Source organism: Streptomyces musisoli, from assembly GCF_016741855.1.
Classification (GTDB): Bacteria; Actinomycetota; Actinomycetes; order Streptomycetales; family Streptomycetaceae; genus Streptomyces; species Streptomyces musisoli.
Map to the genome: position 1 here is coordinate 29,356 of NZ_JAERRH010000008.1, position 17,398 is coordinate 46,753.

At 71.5% G+C, this 17,398-nt stretch carries 13 protein-coding genes; 7 read left to right on the top strand and 6 right to left on the bottom strand.

All coding sequences use genetic code 11. The features are described from left to right. Positions 1–350 precede the first annotated feature (350 nt). Both manB and JK361_RS21550 read right to left on the bottom strand, forming a co-directional pair. Entirely contained in the window at positions 351–1,433 is a 1,083-nt protein-coding gene (gene manB / locus JK361_RS21545; RefSeq protein WP_201820829.1) for a mannose-1-phosphate guanylyltransferase, read from the bottom strand. 219 nt (positions 1,434–1,652) lie between these two features. Then, entirely contained in the window at positions 1,653–3,236 is a 1,584-nt protein-coding gene (locus JK361_RS21550) for a peptidoglycan recognition protein family protein (RefSeq protein WP_201820830.1), read from the bottom strand. A gap of 111 nt (positions 3,237–3,347) precedes the next feature. On the opposite strand from JK361_RS21550, the gene JK361_RS21555 reads away from it, so the two are divergent. The 4 genes from JK361_RS21555 to JK361_RS21570 all read left to right on the top strand — a co-directional run bounded on the left by JK361_RS21555 (position 3,348) and on the right by JK361_RS21570 (position 9,163). Next, positions 3,348–4,103 carry a TIGR03089 family protein gene (locus tag JK361_RS21555; RefSeq protein WP_201820832.1) on the top strand — a complete coding sequence of 252 codons (756 nt, stop codon included), beginning with the start codon at positions 3,348–3,350 and terminating at the stop codon, positions 4,101–4,103. Positions 4,104–4,230: 127 nt separating this feature from the next. Continuing rightward, on the top strand, positions 4,231–5,418 hold the full coding sequence (locus JK361_RS21560; RefSeq protein WP_201820834.1) for an LCP family protein: 1,188 nt from the start codon (positions 4,231–4,233) through the stop codon (positions 5,416–5,418). A gap of 231 nt (positions 5,419–5,649) precedes the next feature. Next, the gene (locus JK361_RS21565; protein WP_201820836.1) at positions 5,650–7,434 is read left to right on the top strand and encodes an LCP family protein; all 1,785 of its coding nucleotides are present in this window, start codon (positions 5,650–5,652) and stop codon (positions 7,432–7,434) included. Between the two features lie 82 nt (positions 7,435–7,516). Next, positions 7,517–9,163 carry an LCP family protein gene (locus tag JK361_RS21570; RefSeq protein WP_236053366.1) on the top strand — a complete coding sequence of 549 codons (1,647 nt, stop codon included), beginning with the start codon at positions 7,517–7,519 and terminating at the stop codon, positions 9,161–9,163. A gap of 65 nt (positions 9,164–9,228) precedes the next feature. On the opposite strand, the gene JK361_RS21575 is transcribed toward JK361_RS21570, so the two are convergent. Continuing rightward, positions 9,229–10,275: a glycosyltransferase family 2 protein gene (locus tag JK361_RS21575; RefSeq protein ID WP_201820838.1), complete on the bottom strand. Its 1,047-nt coding sequence runs from the start codon at positions 10,273–10,275 to the stop codon at positions 9,229–9,231. 128 nt (positions 10,276–10,403) lie between these two features. On the opposite strand from JK361_RS21575, the gene JK361_RS21580 reads away from it, so the two are divergent. Beyond that, complete coding sequence (locus JK361_RS21580) at positions 10,404–11,903, top strand: LCP family protein (RefSeq protein WP_443732165.1); 1,500 nt, start codon at positions 10,404–10,406, stop codon at positions 11,901–11,903. 183 nt (positions 11,904–12,086) lie between these two features. Here JK361_RS21580 and JK361_RS21585 read toward each other — a convergent pair whose 3' ends face one another. Beyond that, the gene (locus tag JK361_RS21585; RefSeq protein ID WP_251093664.1) at positions 12,087–12,635 is read right to left on the bottom strand and encodes an acyl-CoA thioesterase; all 549 of its coding nucleotides are present in this window, start codon (positions 12,633–12,635) and stop codon (positions 12,087–12,089) included. A 119-nt stretch (positions 12,636–12,754) separates the two neighbouring features. On the opposite strand from JK361_RS21585, the gene JK361_RS21590 reads away from it, so the two are divergent. Further along, a complete protein-coding gene (locus JK361_RS21590; protein ID WP_201820844.1) occupies positions 12,755–14,074 on the top strand; it encodes an LCP family protein in 1,320 nt (439 codons plus the stop codon). Between the two features lie 67 nt (positions 14,075–14,141). Here the strand turns inward: JK361_RS21590 and JK361_RS21595 are convergent, their stop codons facing one another. Further along, entirely contained in the window at positions 14,142–14,504 is a 363-nt protein-coding gene (locus JK361_RS21595) for a four-helix bundle copper-binding protein (protein WP_201820846.1), read from the bottom strand. Positions 14,505–14,666: 162 nt separating this feature from the next. Continuing rightward, positions 14,667–15,824, bottom strand: coding sequence for an acyl-CoA dehydrogenase family protein (locus tag JK361_RS21600; RefSeq protein ID WP_307787296.1), 1,158 nt, complete (start codon positions 15,822–15,824; stop codon positions 14,667–14,669). Between the two features lie 177 nt (positions 15,825–16,001). Here JK361_RS21600 and JK361_RS21605 point away from each other — a divergent pair, with 177 nt between their 5' ends. After that, complete coding sequence (locus JK361_RS21605; protein WP_201820848.1) at positions 16,002–17,345, top strand: UDP-glucose dehydrogenase family protein; 1,344 nt, start codon at positions 16,002–16,004, stop codon at positions 17,343–17,345. Positions 17,346–17,398 lie beyond the last annotated feature (53 nt).

A 17,398-nucleotide genomic window follows, 5' to 3' on the forward strand; every position in this document is an offset into this window, starting at 1 on the left:
GCTCCCGAAGCCGACCGTGCCGGGTGCGGAGGCAGTGCCGGGTGCGGTGGCAGTGCCGGGTGCGGTGGCAGTGCCGGGTGCGGTGGCAGTGCCGGGTGCGGTGGCAGTGCCGGGTGCGGTGGCAGTGCCGGGTGCGGTGGCAGTGCCGGGGCCGGCGGCCATGCCGAGCCCGGCGGGCGGGCCGGACCCGGCGGGCGTGCGGGCCGGACGCGGCGGGCGTGCGGGCCGGACGCGGCGGGCGTGCGGGCCGGACGCGGCGGGCGTGCGGGCCGGACGCGGCGGGCGTGCGGGCGGCTGCGGCACGCCTACCGGCGGCGCGTCTAGCGGCAGCGCGTCTACCGGCGGCGCGTCTACTGGTCGGAGGAGAACCGCACCGCCCCCGCTGGGATGCGGGCGTCGCACCACACCCGTACGCCCTCGCGCAGCTCGTTGTCGGCACCGACGACCGCGCCGTCGCCGACGACCGCGCCGGTGAGGACGGAGCGTTCGCCGACGCGGGCCCGGCTGCCGATGAGGGAGTCGGTGATGACGGCGCCGGGTTCGATGACGGCGCCGGGCAGGATGGTCGAGCCGAAGACCCGCGCACCCTCCGCCACGAACGCGCCCTCGCCCACCACCGTGCCGCCGGTGAGCTTGGCGTCCGGTGCCACCCGGGCCGTGGGAAGGACGAGGCGGTCGCCGCAGCGGCCGGGGACGGCAGGGGACGGTGCACGGCCGAGGACGAGGTCGGCCGAGCCGCGGACGAAGGCGGCCGGGGTGCCGAGGTCCAGCCAGTACGTGGAGTCGACCATGCCCTGAAGATGGGCGCCGGCCGCGAGCAGGCCGGGGAACGTCTCGCGTTCCACCGAGACCGGGCGGCCCGCCGGGATCGTGTCGATGACCGAGCGGCGGAAGACGTAGGCGCCCGCGTTGATCTGGTCGGTGACGATCTCCTCCGGGGTCTGCGGCTTCTCCAGGAAGGCGAGGACGCGGCCGGTCGGGTCGGTGGGGACGAGACCGTAGGCGCGCGGGTCGGTCACCTGCGTCAGGTGCAGGGAGACGTCCGCGCCCGTCGACTCGTGGGTGTCGACCAGGGCCCGGATGTCCAGGCCCGTGAGGATGTCGCCGTTGAAGATCAGCACCGGGTCGTCGGGGCCGGAGTGCAGGCGCGCGGCGACGTTGCGGATGGCGCCGCCCGTGCCGAGGGGCTCCTCCTCCGTCACGTACTCCAGGTGCAGGCCCAGCGCGGAGCCGTCGCCGAAGTGGGGCTCGAAGACCTCGGCCAGATAGCTGGTGGCGAGGACGATGTGCTCGACGCCCGCCGCCCGCGCCCGCGCCAGCTGGTGGGTGAGGAACGGCACCCCCGCGGCGGGGACCATCGGCTTGGGCGTGTGCACCGTGAGCGGTCGCAGCCGGGTGCCTTTGCCGCCGACCAGGAGGATCGCTTCTGTCACCTGTCGTCTCTGCTTCCTGCCGGGACCGGCCGAACTACTCGTTGACTCTCGTTTCGGCCGGTCAGTGTATGCAGACCGTGCGACGACGCCCCCGATGGCCGCGCGGTGTCACGCGAGATCGGTGTGCGGTTTCCCCCGACCGCCCCGGGCCGGCCCCGCTCTGCCCCCCCCACGAGCCGCCCTGCCGTCGCCCGACGGCGGTGACCGCGGGCCCCGGTCTCAGCGCCCCTGGTAGCGCGACGCGCTGGAGCGGGCCGAGCCGAGCTTGGCGTAGAGCCGCTTGCCGGGGCACTCGGTGGCGAACCCGTCCCGATGGCCGGAGATCACGTTCAGTCGTACGTTCTTCCCCTTGGGGTAGAGGTTGCCACCGGCCGACGTGAGATATGTCTTCCCGCTCGGATCGACGCCGTAGAGCCCGAGCTTCCACGCGGTGAGCCGGGCGACGGCCGTCACCGCGGCGCCGGCCGGCTTGTTCGCGCCGTAGGTGCCGATCACGGCGATGCCCATGCTGTCGGAGTTGAATCCGAGGGTGTGCGCGCCGAGCACCGCCTTGGCCACGCCACCGGCCCGGCCCTCGTAGATGTTTCCGCACTTGTCGACGAGGAAGTTGTAGCCGACGTCCCTCCAGCCCATGCTCTCGACGTGGTAGCGGTAGATACCGCGGATGACGGAAGGGGCCTGGGCACAGGTGTACTTGTTGCCGGTGGCCGTGTGGTGCACGAAGGCCGCCTTGATCTTCTTCGTGTAGACGAACCCGTGTTCGCGCAGTGATTCGTCGGCGCCCCAGCCCCGGCGGGTGACGATCCGCGGGCGCGGCCCGATGTGGGGCTTCGCCCGCGAGGGGCCCTGGAGCCGCGTCATCTCGCTCTCGGTGGCCGCCTGGTCCAGCTCCGGGATCTCGGTGGCGCCGAACGCGGTGATGTCGGAGTTGGCGCCCGAGGCGGCGATGGCGGCCTCGGTGTCCAGCTCGGTGCGGGGCGGATCGTCGGCCGGAAGGTTCGCGGACAGCGCCTCCCCCGCGTCCGCCGCCTCCCCCTTGTCCGCCGCCTCCCCCTTGTCCGCCGCCTGCCCCGCCTTCGCCGTGTCCGCCGCCTTCCCCGTGTCCTCCCCGGGGTCCACCAGTTCCAGCCGCAGCCCCGACGGCAGCGCCGTGCCGCCCTCGCCGCCCTCGCCGCCCTCGCCGCTCTCGCTGTCCTCGCTGTCCTCGCTGTCCTCGCCGCTCTCGCTGCCCGTGCCGGTCGGCCGCACCCGGACGTCCACGCCGTCCGAATCGCCCACCCACAGCGGTGCGGTCGCCCCGCGCACCCGCCGGGAGGAACGTTCCGCCGTGCCCGGGTCCGCGCCGTGGTCGGCGTGGTGCGCCTCGACGTCCCGCCAGCCGGACCACTCCCCCGTCACGGTGGACCGGGTCCGCACCCGCACCCGGCCGCGCAGCTCACTGCCGGGGTCGTCCCAGACGACGCCGACCAGCGCGAACCGGTCGAGCCCGGTGCGGTACAGCCCCTGCGCCGGCGCCGCGCCGAGGACGCGCTCGCGGGAGAGCGGGACGAGCGGGAGCGACCGCGTACTGCCCGGGATCCCGGCCCCGGCCGGCCGGCCCGCACCGGCGGACCGCTCCGTCCGCCCGGGCGCGGCGGTCGCGGCGGTCGCGGCGGTCGCGGCGGTCGCGGCGGTCGCGGCCGCGGCCGGGGCCGGCGCGAGCGCCAGGACCACGGCGCAGGCGGCACCGACCGAGCAGGCGGCGAGTGGGGAGGCACCAGGGGAGAAAGTGAGGAATCCGCGCATGTGCATGATCTTGGACATAGGCATACATATATGTCCATCGGTGAACTGACGCCCCGTCGGAACACGTTCCGCCGAACCGGTGGCCCCACCACCCCGTGCGCGCGCCCGCCCGCGCGTACGCTGTGCCGGGTGAACGCCACCGATCGCACCCCTGCCGACCTGCTGACTTCCGCGCTCGCCGCGGACCCCGGCCGCCCGCTGGTGACCTTCTACGACGATGCCACGGGCGAACGTGTCGAACTGTCCGTGGCCACCTTCGCCAATTGGGTGGCCAAGACCGCCAACCTCCTCCAGGGCGATCTGTCCGCCGGACCCGGCGACCGCGTCGCGCTGCTGCTGCCCGCGCACTGGCAGACGGCGGTGTGGCTGCTGGCCTGTTCCTCGGTGGGCGCGATCGCGGACGTCGCCGGAGACCCGGCGGCGGCCGACGTCGTCGTGAGCGGCCCGGACTCGCTCGACGCGGCGCGTGCGTGCACCGGTGAGCGCGTGGCGCTGGCGCTGCGGCCCCTCGGCGGGCGCTTCCCGCAGACCCCGGCCGGTTTCGTCGACTACGCCGTGGAGGTGCCGGGGCAGGGTGACCGGTTCGCCCCGTTCGCCCCGGTGGACCCGCAGGAGCCGGCGCTCATCGTCGCCGGGCGGGAGTTCAGCGGGGCCGAGGTCGTCGAGCGGGCCTCGTCGGAGGCGGGGGAACTCGGGCTGACGGGGCCCGGGTCGAGGCTGCTGTCCGCACTGCCGTACGACACCTGGGACGGGCTCAGCGCGGGTCTGTTCGCGCCGCTGGCCGTCGGCGGGTCCGTGGTGCTGTGCCGGCATCCGGAGCGGGCGGACGACGAAGCGCTGGCCAAGCGGATCGAGAGCGAGCGGGTGACCGCGGTCCGGCGGTAGACCAGCCCCCCCGGCCCCGCCGCCGTCCCCCGGATGGAGTAGCAAAGGGCGCTGCGGGGCCCCCTCCCCCGCCATCGTCGTAAGTGCAGGACGCGACGCTCGTACGCCATGAGGGGATGGCTCCACCGTGACCGACACCGCAGGCAAGCCCGTCGGTCCCGGTTCCCGGGCGGGCGCCTTTGCCACCGGGGACGGGCTGATACGACGCCGGCGGCGGCGCCGGCTGCGGTACTCCGCGCTGGGGGCGGCCGCGGTCCTCGTGGTGGCCGGTGGCGCCGGCTGGGCCGCCTACGCCAAGCTCAGCTCCAACATCACCGCCGACGAAGCCGCCGCCGCCGAACTCGCGCGGTACGAACGGGAGCGGCCCACCGCGCTGGTGCGGGGCGCGCTGAACCTGCTGCTGATCGGGTCCGACACCCGGGCCGGGGACGGCAACCGCAAGTACGGCAAGGACATCGTCGGCCAGCGGTCGGACACGACGATCCTGCTGCACCTGGCCGCCGACCGGGAGAGCGCCACCGCCGTCTCGATCCCCCGGGACCTGATGGTGGACGTCCCCTCCTGCCTCCAGGAGGACGGCAGGCGCAGCGACCCGGTGTTCGCGATGTTCAACCACGCTTTCCAGGTGGGGGGTTCGGCGTGCACGATCCGGACCGTCGAGAAGCTCACGGGCATCCGGATCGACCACCACATGGTCGTGGACTTCAGCGGGTTCAAGGAGATGGTGGACGCCGTCGACGGCGTCGAGGTGTGCCTGAAGGAGCCCGTGGACGACAAGGCGGCGAAACTGCGGCTGCCCGCGGGCAGGGTCACGCTGGACGGGGAGCAGGCGCTCGGGTACGTACGCGCCCGCAAGTCGCTCGGGAACGGCAGCGACACCGAACGGATGGGGCGGCAGCAGCGGTTCCTCGGCGCGCTCGTCAACAAGGTGCAGAGCACCGACGTCCTGCTGAACCCGGTGAAGCTGTATCCGCTGCTGGACGCGGCGACCTCCGCGCTGACCACCGACCCGGAACTGGCCAGTCTGCGCGGTTTGTACCAGTTGGTGCGTGGACTACGCGACATCCCCACCGAACGCGTGCGGTTCCTGACCGTCCCGAGGGAGTCGTACGTCTACGACGCCAACCGTGATCAACTCGTGGAGCCGGAGGCGGAGAAGCTGTTCGACCGGCTGCGGGCCGACCGGTCCGTGGTGGTGATCCCGGAGGATTCACAGAAAGTTCCCGGGGAGGACACAGGATCGGGCGGCCAGGACGGCCCCTCGCCCGCCCCGACGTTCCGCGGGTACACCGCCTCCGAACACACCTGTGAGTAAGGCGCGCACCACTTCGGCGAACTTCCGTTCAGAAAATGAGGGGGATTGCCCGGTTGTAGGCAGATGGAATTTGTCACCGGCGTCGCTCGACGCTGAACTGGGCGGATAGTGTGAGCGATCCGGTGCACCTGGCCACAAGGTCCGACCTGGGGTCGTGCACTGATTCACCGAGACCCGAGCGCCTTGGAGGGGGAAGGCGCCGCGTGGCCCCGACGGAGGATTCGGACAACCGTGGACGCGCAAGGCCGTGGGCGGGCGGACAACATCGATCCCGCAGACCAGTGGGTGCTCAATCCGAACACCGGCGAATACGAACTGCGACTGAGCCCTTCCGCAGCGCAGTCGCCGGTACCGGGACCGCGCAGACCGTCCCCCCGGGACGGCGGCGGCGCGGCGGACGGCCGTGCCCGGCGCACGGGCGGGGAGACCCGGCAAGCAGGCGGGGAGAGCCGGCAGACGCCCCGGGCTCGCGGCGCCGAGGTGCCGCAGCCGCGCTCGGCCCGGCGCAAGGGGGGCGGCGAACCGGAGGCGCCCCAGGGGCGGCGCGCCGCCCGGCGCCCGGTGAAGAAGAAGTCGAGGGCGAAGAAGGTGCTGCTGTGGACCGGCGGGTCCATGGCCTTCGTGCTGGTCGCCGTGACGGCCGCCGGCTACCTCTACATCAAGCACCTGAACGACAACATCACGTCCGTGTCCGACGACGGCGCCGGCACCGGCGGCTTCCGCAAGGACGAGGCGATCAACATCCTGCTGATCGGCACCGACAAGCGCACCGGCAAGGGCAACGAGGGCTACGGCGACGCGGGCAGCGTCGGCCACGCCGACACCACGATCCTGCTGCACCTCTCCAAGGACCGCTCCAACGCCACCGCGCTGAGCATCCCGCGCGACATGATCGTGGACGTCCCGGACTGCCCCACCCAGCAGGACGACGGCAGCGAGAAGGTCATCCCGGGCACGCAGGGCGTCCGCTTCAACACGAGCCTCGGGCAGGACGGCCGGACGCCGAGCTGCACCATGCGCACGGTGACCGAGCTGACCGGGATCAAGCCGGACGACTTCATGGTCGCCGACTTCAACGCGGTCAAGACGCTGACCGAGGCGGTCGACGGCGTCGATGTCTGCCTGGCCAAGGACATCGACGACCCGGACTCCCATCTGAAGCTGTCCAAGGGCACGCACAAGATCTCCGGCGAGCAGGCGCTGGCGTTCGTGCGCACCCGGCACTCCGTCGGTTTCGGCGGCGACCTCAGCCGCATCGGGCTCCAGCAGCAGTTCCTGGGCGCGCTGATGCGCAAGCTGAAGGGCAACGCCACGCTCACCAGCCCGACCAAGATGCTGAAGCTGGCGGAGGCCGGCACCAAGGCGCTGACCGTCGACGACAAGCTGGACAGCATCGGCAAGCTGAAGGACCTGGGGCTGGAGCTGGGCAAGCTCAACCCGAAGAACCTGACCTTCACGACGGTGCCGGTCAAGGACAACCCGGCCGACGGTGTCGTGCACAAGACGGTGATCGTCGACCCGGCTCTGGCCCCGCAGGTCTTCGAGGCCATCCAGGGCGACGTCTCCTTCACCGAGGTGAAGAAGAAGCAGAAGGCGCAGAAGAGCGCCCAGGCCGCCCGCCTCAAGGGCACCAAGGCGCCCGCCTCGGAGGTGCGGGTGCGCATCCTCAACGGCGGGGCCGCGGACGGCAGCGCCCAGGCGGAGCTGAGCTGGCTGCAGAACAACCAGGGCGTGACCAAGTCGGAGAACGTGGGCAACGCCCCGGACGAACTGACCAAGACCACGCTGGAGTACGCGCCCGACCAGGCGGCCCAGGCCCGCCGGCTGGCCGCGATCATGGGCCTGTCCGGGGCCGCGCTGAAACCGGGCAAGAGCGTGACCAACTCGCAGGGGCTGCCGGCGATGACGCTCACCCTGGGCAAGGACTTCAAGGGAGCGGGGATCTCCCTCACGCCGCCGACCAAGGCACCGGACGTCAACAAGTCGACGGCAGACAAGGTTCAGTGCGCCTCGTAGGTAACCCAAAGGGCCCGTCGTGCGTCTAACCGGACGCGGGGCGGGCCCGTTGCTTGGCGCGAGGGTGGGGAGGGCGGGAAGTTTGGCGCAGAGCGAGGTGCGCGGGGAGGCTCCGGCGGTCGAGGACACGATGTCCCTCAAGCCGAAGACTTCGGAAACACCGGCACGTTCCGGCCGGCGCGGCGGGGGACGACGGACAGGACGCGCGAAGAACGACCGGCGGCGGCGCAGACGGCGCGTGCTGCGCTGGTCGGCGATCGTGCTGGCGGTGGTGATACTCGGGACCGCGGGCGCCGGTTACCTGTACTACGTTCACCTCAACGGCAACATCCAGAAGGGCGCGCGGGCCAACGGCGACGACTCCAAGGCCCGCAGGACCGCGCCCAACGCGGCCGGCCAGACCCCGTTGAACATCCTGCTGATCGGCTCCGACAGCCGGAACTCCGCGGCGAACCTGAAGCTCGGCGGCAGCAGGGACCATGTCGGCGACCCGCCGCTCGCGGACGTGCAGATGCTCATCCACCTCTCGGCGGACCGTGAGAGCGCCTCCATGGTCAGCATCCCGCGGGACACCCGGGTGGACATCCCCAAGTGCACGGACCCCGAGACGGGCAAGGTCTACCCGCCGACGAACGACATCATCAACATCACCCTGGCCCGCGGCGGCGCCGGCTGCACGCTGCTCACCTGGGAGAACCTCACCGGGGTCTACATCGACCACTGGATGACGATCGACTTCGCGGGCGTGGTGCGGATGGCGGACGCCATCGGGGGTGTCGACGTCTGCGTGAAGCAGAACGTCTGGGACCACCCGACCCCGGACGTGCCCGGCGGGTCCGGACTGAAGATGAGGCACGGCACCCACAAGGTGAAGGGCGAGCAGGCCCTGCAATGGCTGCGCACCCGGCACGCCTGGGGCGACGACCTGATGCGGGCCCGCGCCCAGCACATGTACCTGAACTCGATGATCCGTACGCTGAAGAGTCAGAACGTGTTCACCGACACCGGCCGGCTGATGGACCTGGCCGAGGCGGCCACCAAGTCGCTGAAGGTGTCGGAGGAGATCGGCACCGTCAAGAAGCTCTACGACCTCGGCATGCAGATGAAGTCGGTGCCGTCGGACCGGATCACCTCGGTGACCATGCCCAACCTGAAGGACCCGGAGAACGGCAACCACGTCGTGCCGGACAAGCCCAACGCCGACAAGATGTGGCAGATGCTCCAGGACGACGTGGCGTTCGACAAGAACGGCGGCAAGTCGGAGCCGGGGAAGGCCGCGGGCAAGGACAAGCCGGCCAAGAAGCCCTCGCTCGACGCGGCCCGGCTCGGAGTGCTGGTGCAGAACGCCACCCGGACCTCCACCGAGGCCGCGGTCCAGCAGCGGGCGTCGGCGATCGGCCAGGTGCTCGTGCAGAAGGGCTACACCCGGGCGCAGGCCGACACCTCGGGGAGCCTGGCCGAGGACAAGACGGTCGTGCGCTACCCGAGCGCGGACCTGGAGGGCGACGCCCAGGCCGTGGCCAAGGCGCTGGGGATCCCGGTGAGTTCGGTGCAGAAGTCCACCGCGGTGTCCGGGGTCACGGTCGTCGTCGGCGCCGACTGGCGCACCGGCGCGTCGTACCCGAAGCAGTCCAAGCCGAAGGCCGGCGACCTGCCCGCCAACTCCGACGCCGTCAACGGCTCGGACACGACGAAGTGCATGGACGTGTACAGCGTCTACCAGTGGTAGCCCGGTGAACGCGACGAGGGGCCCCTCCCGACGGGAGGGGCCCCTCGTGCGTGGTGCTCTCGTGCTTAGCTCTCGCGCGTGGCTCGGACGGCGTCGAGGACCGCGGGCCGCCGGGAGGCGATGACCTTCTTCGCCAGCGACTTCGGGCTGGTCAGGAAGCCCCAGCCCCAGGAGAGGTGCATGGTGGCGAGGGCCACCGGGATCTGCAGCCGGGCCTTCAGGGGCAGCCCCTTGCCGGCCGGGACGGAGCCCGCGACGATCGCGGCCAGGTAGCCGCCCGGGATCACGAGGCCCCACGGGGTCAGCGCCGCACCGACGATCAGGCCCGCCGCTATCGCGCACACCGCCGTCGGCGGGGCCAGGTAGCGCAGGTTGATGGAGCCGGAGTGGTAGCGGGCGACGACGTGCCGCCAGCGGCCGTAGTCCTTGTACTGCTTGGCCAGCGCGCGCACGGACGGCCGCGGCCGGTACGACACCTTCAGCTCGGGCGAGAACCAGATCGCGCCGCCCGCCTCGCGGATGCGGAAGTTCAGCTCCCAGTCCTGGGCGCGGATGAACTCCTCGTTGTAGCCGCCCTGCTGCTCCAGCGCCTCGCGCCGGAAGACGCCGAGGTAGACGGTGTCGGCGGGGCCGGCCTGGCCGCCGGTGTGGAAGGCCGCGTTGCCGACGCCGATCTTCGAGGTCATGGCCGCGGCGACCGCGTGCTCCCAGTCGTTCTCGCCCTCGGCGTGCATGATGCCGCCGACGTTCTGCGCGCCGGTCTCCTCCAGGAGGCGGACCGCGGTCGTGATGTAGTTCGGCGAGAGCATGCCGTGGCCGTCGACGCGGACCACGATCGGATGCCGGGAGGCCTTGATCGCCGCGTTCAGCGCGGCGGGGGTGCGGCCGGTCGGGTTGGGGACGGTGTGCACGCGCGGGTCTTCACGAACCAGCTCGGCGGCGATCTCGTCCGTGCGGTCCGTGGACGGACCGAGGGCGATCACGACCTCCATCTCGCCGGCGTACTCCTGCGCGAGGATCGCTTGGACGGCACCGCGCAGATGCCGCTCCTCGTTGAGGACAGGCATGATCACGGACACTGCGGGGAGCCGCACGTCGGACTTGGCGTTCATAGGGGCCTCACGTTACCGCGAACGGGGGACACGGGTGCGCGCCGCCGGGCCTGCGGCGCGGGCTGGAGATCGTATCGGCCTACTGTGCTCCCGGATCCCGCGTACGGCCTCGTCCGGAGGTGTATCCCTTGTCCAGCCCGCCCCGGTCCCCGGCGCCCGCGCAGCGCCGCCCGCAGCCGCCCCGCCGTGTACCGCGCCCAGCCGGGCGGCCCGTGCGGCCCGTGCGGTCCGTCCGGCCGCCACGGCGACCACGCTGGGCCATGCGGGCGCTCACCACGCTGTCGGTCGTGGTGCTCGCCTCCGCCGGGATCGGGCACGCGGTCGTCAGCAGCCTGGACGCGGGCATCGCCCGGATCGACGCCTTCAAGGACATGAAGAACCGGCCCCAGGCCGGCCACGGCATGAACGTCCTGCTGGTCGGCACGGACGGCCGGGACAAGGTCAGCGAGCAGGACCGGCGCACCTACCGGCTGGGCGGGCAGCCCTGCCACTGCACCGACACCATGATGATCGTGCACATCTCGGAGGACCGGGAGCGGGCCACCGTGGTGAGCCTGCCGCGCGACTCCTACGCCGAGATGCCCTCGCACGTCGACCAGAACTCGGGGCAGCGGCACGGACCGCACCCGGTCAAGCTCAACGCGGCCTATGCCGAGGGCGGCCCCCAGCTGACCATCCGCACGGTGGAGAACATGACCCATGTGAAGATCGACCACTATCTGGAGGTCGACTTCACAAGCTTCATGAAGACCGTGGACGTACTCGGCGGGGTCGAGGTCTGCACGCCGGCGCCGCTGAAGGACCGGTACACCGGGCTGGACCTCGCGGCCGGCACGCACACCCTCCAGGGCGGGCAGGCGCTTCAGTACGTGCGCGCCCGGCACGTCGACGGAGCCAGCGACCTCGGCCGGATGAAGCGGCAGCAGGGGTTCCTGGCCGCGCTGATCGAGAAGGCGACCTCCTCCGGGGTGCTGCTGAACCCGATGCGGTTCCGGGACGTGACCCGGGCGGTGCTCGGCTCGGTCCGCGCCGACGCCGGGTTCGGCACCGACGAGCTGCTCGACCTCGGGCGCGCGATGCGGAGCTTCTCACCGTCCGCCTCCGAGTTCACCACCGTGCCCATCGGGCAGATGAACTACCAGGTCAAGGGCATCGGCTCGACCCTGAGGTGGGACCAGGCGAAGGCGGACCGGCTGTTCGGGGCGCTGCGTGACGACAAGGCGCTCACCGCGGACCGCCCGCGCCGGGGCCGGGGCGCGGCTCCGGTGCCGGTGGAGGTGGCCCCGGACACCATCCGGGTCCAGGTGGCGAACGGCACCGGTACGGCCGGGCTGGCCAAGCGGATCGACGCGGCGCTCGCGGCGACCGGCTTCGCCACCACCCGCCGGCCGGTGACCGCCCCCGCCCACGTGCCGCACACGGTGATCTCCTACGACCCCCGCTGGGACCGTTCCGCCCACTCCCTGGCGGCGGCCCTGCCGGGCAGCGAGCTGCGCCCGGCACCGGGCCAGGGACCGCTGCTGAAGGTGACGGCCGGTGCCGACTTCAAGAGCGTGCGCAAGGTGCGCTTCGACGACCCGGCCCAGCCGCAGCAGAGCGTGGTGCGCGGCAACGAGGTCACGTGCTGAGCGCTCCCCGGTGGGTGCCGCGGCACGAGGGCGGCATCGTCCGCGGCGGCGGTGAGGCGATCCGCTGAGCGCTCCGCCGTGAGGGCCGCGGCGGGCCGTCGCCTCTGCGGCGCCGTCGTGGCCGACCGCGTCCCACCGCGAGGCCCCGCCTCGACGGGCCCCGCGCGCCTTCCCTAGGGGCGCTCAGTCCTCGAAGCCCTCGGCCGCCCTCTTCTCGCGCAGCTCGCGGATCGCCCGGCGGCGGGCCAGACGGTGGGTGCGGCGGATCTGCGCCTCCTGGCAGCGGCGGCGGTCGCGGTCGGTCTCGGGTATCACCGGCGGTACCCGGCGCGGCTTGCCGTCGGCGTCCACGGCCGCGAAGACCAGGTAGGCCGAGCCGACCTGGGTGGGCGGGGTCGACTCGTTCCAGCGCTCGGCGAGGACCCGCACGCCGACCTCCATGGAGGTCCGGCCGGTCCAGTTCACCTGCGCCTTGACGTGAACCAGGTCACCCACGCGGACCGGCTCCAGGAACGCCATCTCGTCCATGGACGCGGTGACGGCGGGTCCTCCGGAGTGCCGGCCGGCCACGGCGCCCGCCGCGTCGTCGACGAGCTTCATGATCACACCGCCGTGCACCGTCCCCAGGAGGTTGGTGTCGTTGTGGGTCATGATGTGGCTGAGGGTGGTGCGCGAGGCGGACGTGGGCTTGCCCGAGATGTCCGGTTCCACTTCCGTGGCCTGGTCTGTCATGCCCTCCACCTTATGCCGACGGCTCATTCGCGGAATTTGTGTCGTCTTCGCAACAGCACCGACCTGATTTTCCGACAGCCCTTGTGGAGCACACTGCGCCGCCCTGCACACTGGGGCGCATGAATGACTGGCCCGAGGGATGGTCCGACAACAACCGCGGCCCGCGCTACGGACGCGGCAGTGCCGGCGCACAGCCGGAGGGGGCCCGCGTGATGCGTCAGGTGCAGCGCGGCCCGGCGGTACCGCCCGGACCGCGCTCGGCGTACGGCGACCCCGGCCCGGCGGCGCCGCCGTACGGGGCCGGCGTGCCGCAGCAGCCGTCGTACGTCGACGGCCAGGGGCACGGGGACGGATACGACGACTACGACAGCGGCTACAACACCGGCCAGGTCTACGGCAGCCCCGGCGGCCGGGGGCCGGGCGACCCGGCGGGCGTGCCCGGCCGCGCACCGCGCCCCGCGCCGAACTGGCGGCGCCGCATCAAGTGGACGGCGATCACGCTGGCGACCGTGCTGGTCGTCACGTCGGTCGCGACCTACTTCTGGGCCGACTCCAAGCTGCGCCGCGAGGTGGACCTGTCCAAGGTCATCGACCGGCCGGAGGCGGGCGACGGCACGAACTACCTGATCGTCGGCTCGGACAGCCGTGAGGGCATGTCCAAGGAGGACGAGAAGAAGCTGCACACCGGTGGCGCCGAGGGCAAGCGCACGGACTCGATGATGATCCTGCACGTCGGTGACAGCGGCGACACGCTGATCTCGCTGCCGCGCGACTCGGACGTGGTGGTCCCGTCGTACCAGGGGTCGACGTCCGGGAAGGTCTACCCCGCGCAGGGCCGGCACGCGAAGCTGAACGCGACCTACGCCGAGGACGGGCCGACGCTGCTGGTCCGCGCGATCGAGTCCAACACCGGCCTGCACATCGACCACTACGTGGAGATCGGCTTCCAGGGCTTCGCGAACATCGTGGACGCGGTCGGCGGTGTCGAGATCGACATAGACAAGGGCTTCAAGGACAAGTGGTCGGGCGCCGACTTCAAGTCCGGCAAGCAGACCCTGGACGGCCAGCAGGCCCTCGCCTTCGTCCGCACCCGGCACGCGTTCGCCGCGTCCGACCTCCAGCGCACCAAGAACCAGCAGAAGTTCCTGGCCGCCCTGGCCCACCAGGTGGCGACGCCGTCGACGATCCTGAACCCGTTCAAGTTCTACCCGGTCATGGGCGCGGGCCTGGACTCGCTGATCGTCGACAAGGACATGTCGCTGTGGGACCTGGCCTCGATGTTCTGGGCGATGAAGGGCGTCAACAGCGGTGACGGCACCTCGATGAACATGCCGATCTCCGGCTCCACCGGCGGCAACCTCGTCTGGGACAAGGCGAAGGTGAAGACCCTGGTGGACCAGCTGAACAACGACGAGAAGGTGACGGTCTCCGGCAACTGACCGGCCGTCGCGGCAGGAGCAAGGGCACCCGCGCGGGTGCCCTTGTCCGTTCTCGGCAGGGACGGCCTCACATGCCGGCGCCCGCCATCGCCCGGCACGTGTCCGCGCAGCGGCGACACGCCTCCGCGCAGCGCATCATCTGCTGGTCGTCCGGCATGGACATACACGCCTCGGCGCACATGTCGCACACCTTGGCGCAGAGCGCGCACATCTCGGCGGACATGGGCGAGCGGCGCATCATCATGTCAGCGCACATGCGGGTGGTCTCGGAGCAGTCCATCAGCGCGCGCATGATCTGCATCTGCTGCTGGCCGCCCTTCTGCATGCAGGAGCTCATGGTCTCCTCGCACATGCTGTGGCAGCTCATGCAGGCCTCGATGCAGTCCTGCATCTGCTGGGTGAGGGCGGGCATCATCTGCGACTGGGTCATGGCTCCTCCTCGGAGGCGGGGACCCGGGGCGGGCCCCGTGTGCTTCCGTCCTACGTCCCAGCGCCCGCCCCCGCATGTGACCGACCGGTCGGCAGGTGCCCCGGGACAACGGAAAGGCGCCCCGAAGGGCGCCTTTCACCAGGGGCGGGAAACCGCGCGCCGTTACGGCAGGTTGCGGGCCATCACGATCCGCTGGACCTGGTTCGTGCCTTCGTAGATCTGGGTGATCTTGGCGTCGCGCATCATGCGCTCCACCGGGTAGTCGCGGGTGTAGCCGTAGCCGCCGAGGAGCTGGACGGCGTCGGTGGTGACCTCCATCGCGACGTCCGAGGCGAAGCACTTGGCGGCGGCACCCAGGTAGGTGAGGTCGGCGTCGCCGCGCTCGGAGGCGGCGGCGGCCTGGTAGGTGAGGGCGCGGGCCGCCGAGATCTTCATGGACATGTCCGCGAGCATGAACTGGATGCCCTGGAAGTCGGCGATCGCCTTGCCGAACTGCTTGCGCTCCTGGACGTAGCCCTTGGCGTAGTCGAGGGCGCCCTGGGCGACGCCGAGCGCCTGGGCGGCGATGGTGATGCGGGTGTGGTCGAGGGTCTTCATCGCCGTGGCGAAGCCGGTGCCCTCCTCGCCGATCATGCGGTCGGCGGGGATGCGGACGTTGTCGAAGTAGACCTCGCGGGTCGGGGAGCCCTTGATGCCGAGCTTCTTCTCCGGGGCGCCGAAGGAGACACCCGGGTCGGACTTCTCGACGACGAAGGCGGAGATGCCCTTGGAGCGCTTCGAGGGGTCGGTGACGGCCATCACCGTGTAGTACTCGGAGACGCCGGCGTTGGTGATCCAGCGCTTCACGCCGTTGAGGATCCAGTGGTCGCCGTCGCGGACGGCCTTGGTCTTCATGCCGGCCGCGTCCGAGCCCGCCTCGGGCTCGGAGAGGCAGTAGGAGAACATCCCGTCGCCCTTCGCCAGCGGGCCCAGGTACTTCTTCTTCAGCTCCTCGGAGCCGGAGAGGATCACCGGGAGCGAGCCGAGCTTGTTCACCGCGGGGATGAGGGAGGAGGAGACGCAGGCGCGGGCCACCTCCTCGATCACGATGACCGTGGCGAGCGCGTCGGCGCCGGCGCCGCCGTACTCCTCGGGGACGTGCACGGCGTGCAGGTCGTTGGCGACGAGGGCGTCGTGGGCCTCCTGCGGGAAGCGGGCCTCCTCGTCCACCGCCGCGGCGTACGGCGCGATCTTCGCCTCGACCAGGGAGCGAACGGCGTCCCGGAGCATGTCGTGCTCCTCGGACGGGCGGTACAGGTCGAAGTCAGCCGATCCGGCCACGGTCTCTCACGCTCCAAAGACGCAGTGATACTGACGCTAATTACCGTTAAGTAACTCAAATTTTAAAGGGCTTCCTGCGGGACGCCTACGTGAGGTACGCGACAGCCGGAAATTGCCCGGTGGGCGGCCCGACTATGCTCGGCTCCGCATCACCGACGTACCCGATCTGGAGCACCCATGAGCCTGAAGATCACCGTGATCGGCACCGGCTACCTCGGCGCCACGCACGCCGCGGCCATGGCCGAGCTGGGCTTCGAGGTGCTGGGCCTGGATGTCGTGCCCGAGAAGATCGCCATGCTGGAGCGCGGCGAGACCCCGATGTACGAGCCGGGCCTGGAAGAGCTGCTGCGCAGGCACGTGGCCGGGATCGAGGGGGCCACCGGGCGGCTGCGGTTCACCACGGACTGGGCCGAGGTCGGCGCCTTCGGCGATGTGCACTTCGTGTGCGTGAACACGCCGCAGAAGCACGGCGAGTACGCCTGTGACATGTCGTACGTCGACGCCGCCGTCGCCTCTCTCGCCCCGCATCTGCACGGTCCGGCCCTGGTGGTCGGCAAGTCGACCGTGCCGGTGGGCTCCGCCGACCGGCTGGCTGCCTACCTCGCCGAGCACGCGCCGGCGGGCGCCGACGCCGAGCTGGCCTGGAACCCGGAGTTCCTGCGTGAGGGCTTCGCCGTGCAGGACACCCTGCACCCGGACCGGATCGTGGTCGGCGTGCGCAGCGAGCGGGCGGAGAAGCTGCTGCGCGAGGTGTACGCGACGCCGACGGAGGAGGGCACCCCGTTCGTCGTCACCGACTTCCCGACGGCCGAGCTGGTGAAGACGGCCGCGAACTCCTTCCTCGCGACGAAGATCTCCTTCATCAACGCGATGGCGGAGGTGTGCGAGGCCGCCGGCGGTGACGTGGCGAAGCTCGCGGAGGCCATCGGGTACGACGACCGGATCGGCCGCAAGTTCCTGCGCGCCGGGATCGGCTTCGGCGGCGGCTGCCTGCCCAAGGACATCCGGGCGTTCATGGCCCGCGCGGGCGAGCTGGGCGCCGACCAGGCGCTGACCTTCCTGCGCGAGATCGACTCCATCAACATGCGCCGGCGCGGCCAGATGGTGGAGATGACCCGTGAGGCGCTCGGCGGCGGATCGTTCCTCGGCAAGCGGGTGGCGGTGCTCGGCGCCACCTTCAAGCCGGATTCGGACGACGTCCGTGACTCGCCCGCGCTGAACGTGGCCGGTCAGATCCACCTTCAGGGCGGCCAGGTGACGGTGTACGACCCGAAGGGCATGGACAACGCCCGCAAGGTCTTCCCGACGCTGGGCTACGCCGACTCCGCACAGGCGGCCGTCCGGGGCGCCGATGTCGTGCTGCACCTGACCGAGTGGCAGGAGTTCCGCGAGCTGGACCCGGCGGCGCTCGGCGAGGCGGCGGCGGCCCGGCTGCTGCTGGACGGGCGCAACGCCCTCGACCCGGAACTGTGGCGGCGGGCCGGCTGGACGTACCGGGCGATGGGCCGGCCGACCGCGTAACGGCACGGGAAACAGGTGACGCCGGTTCGGCCGAGGCTCAGTCGGCCGAACCG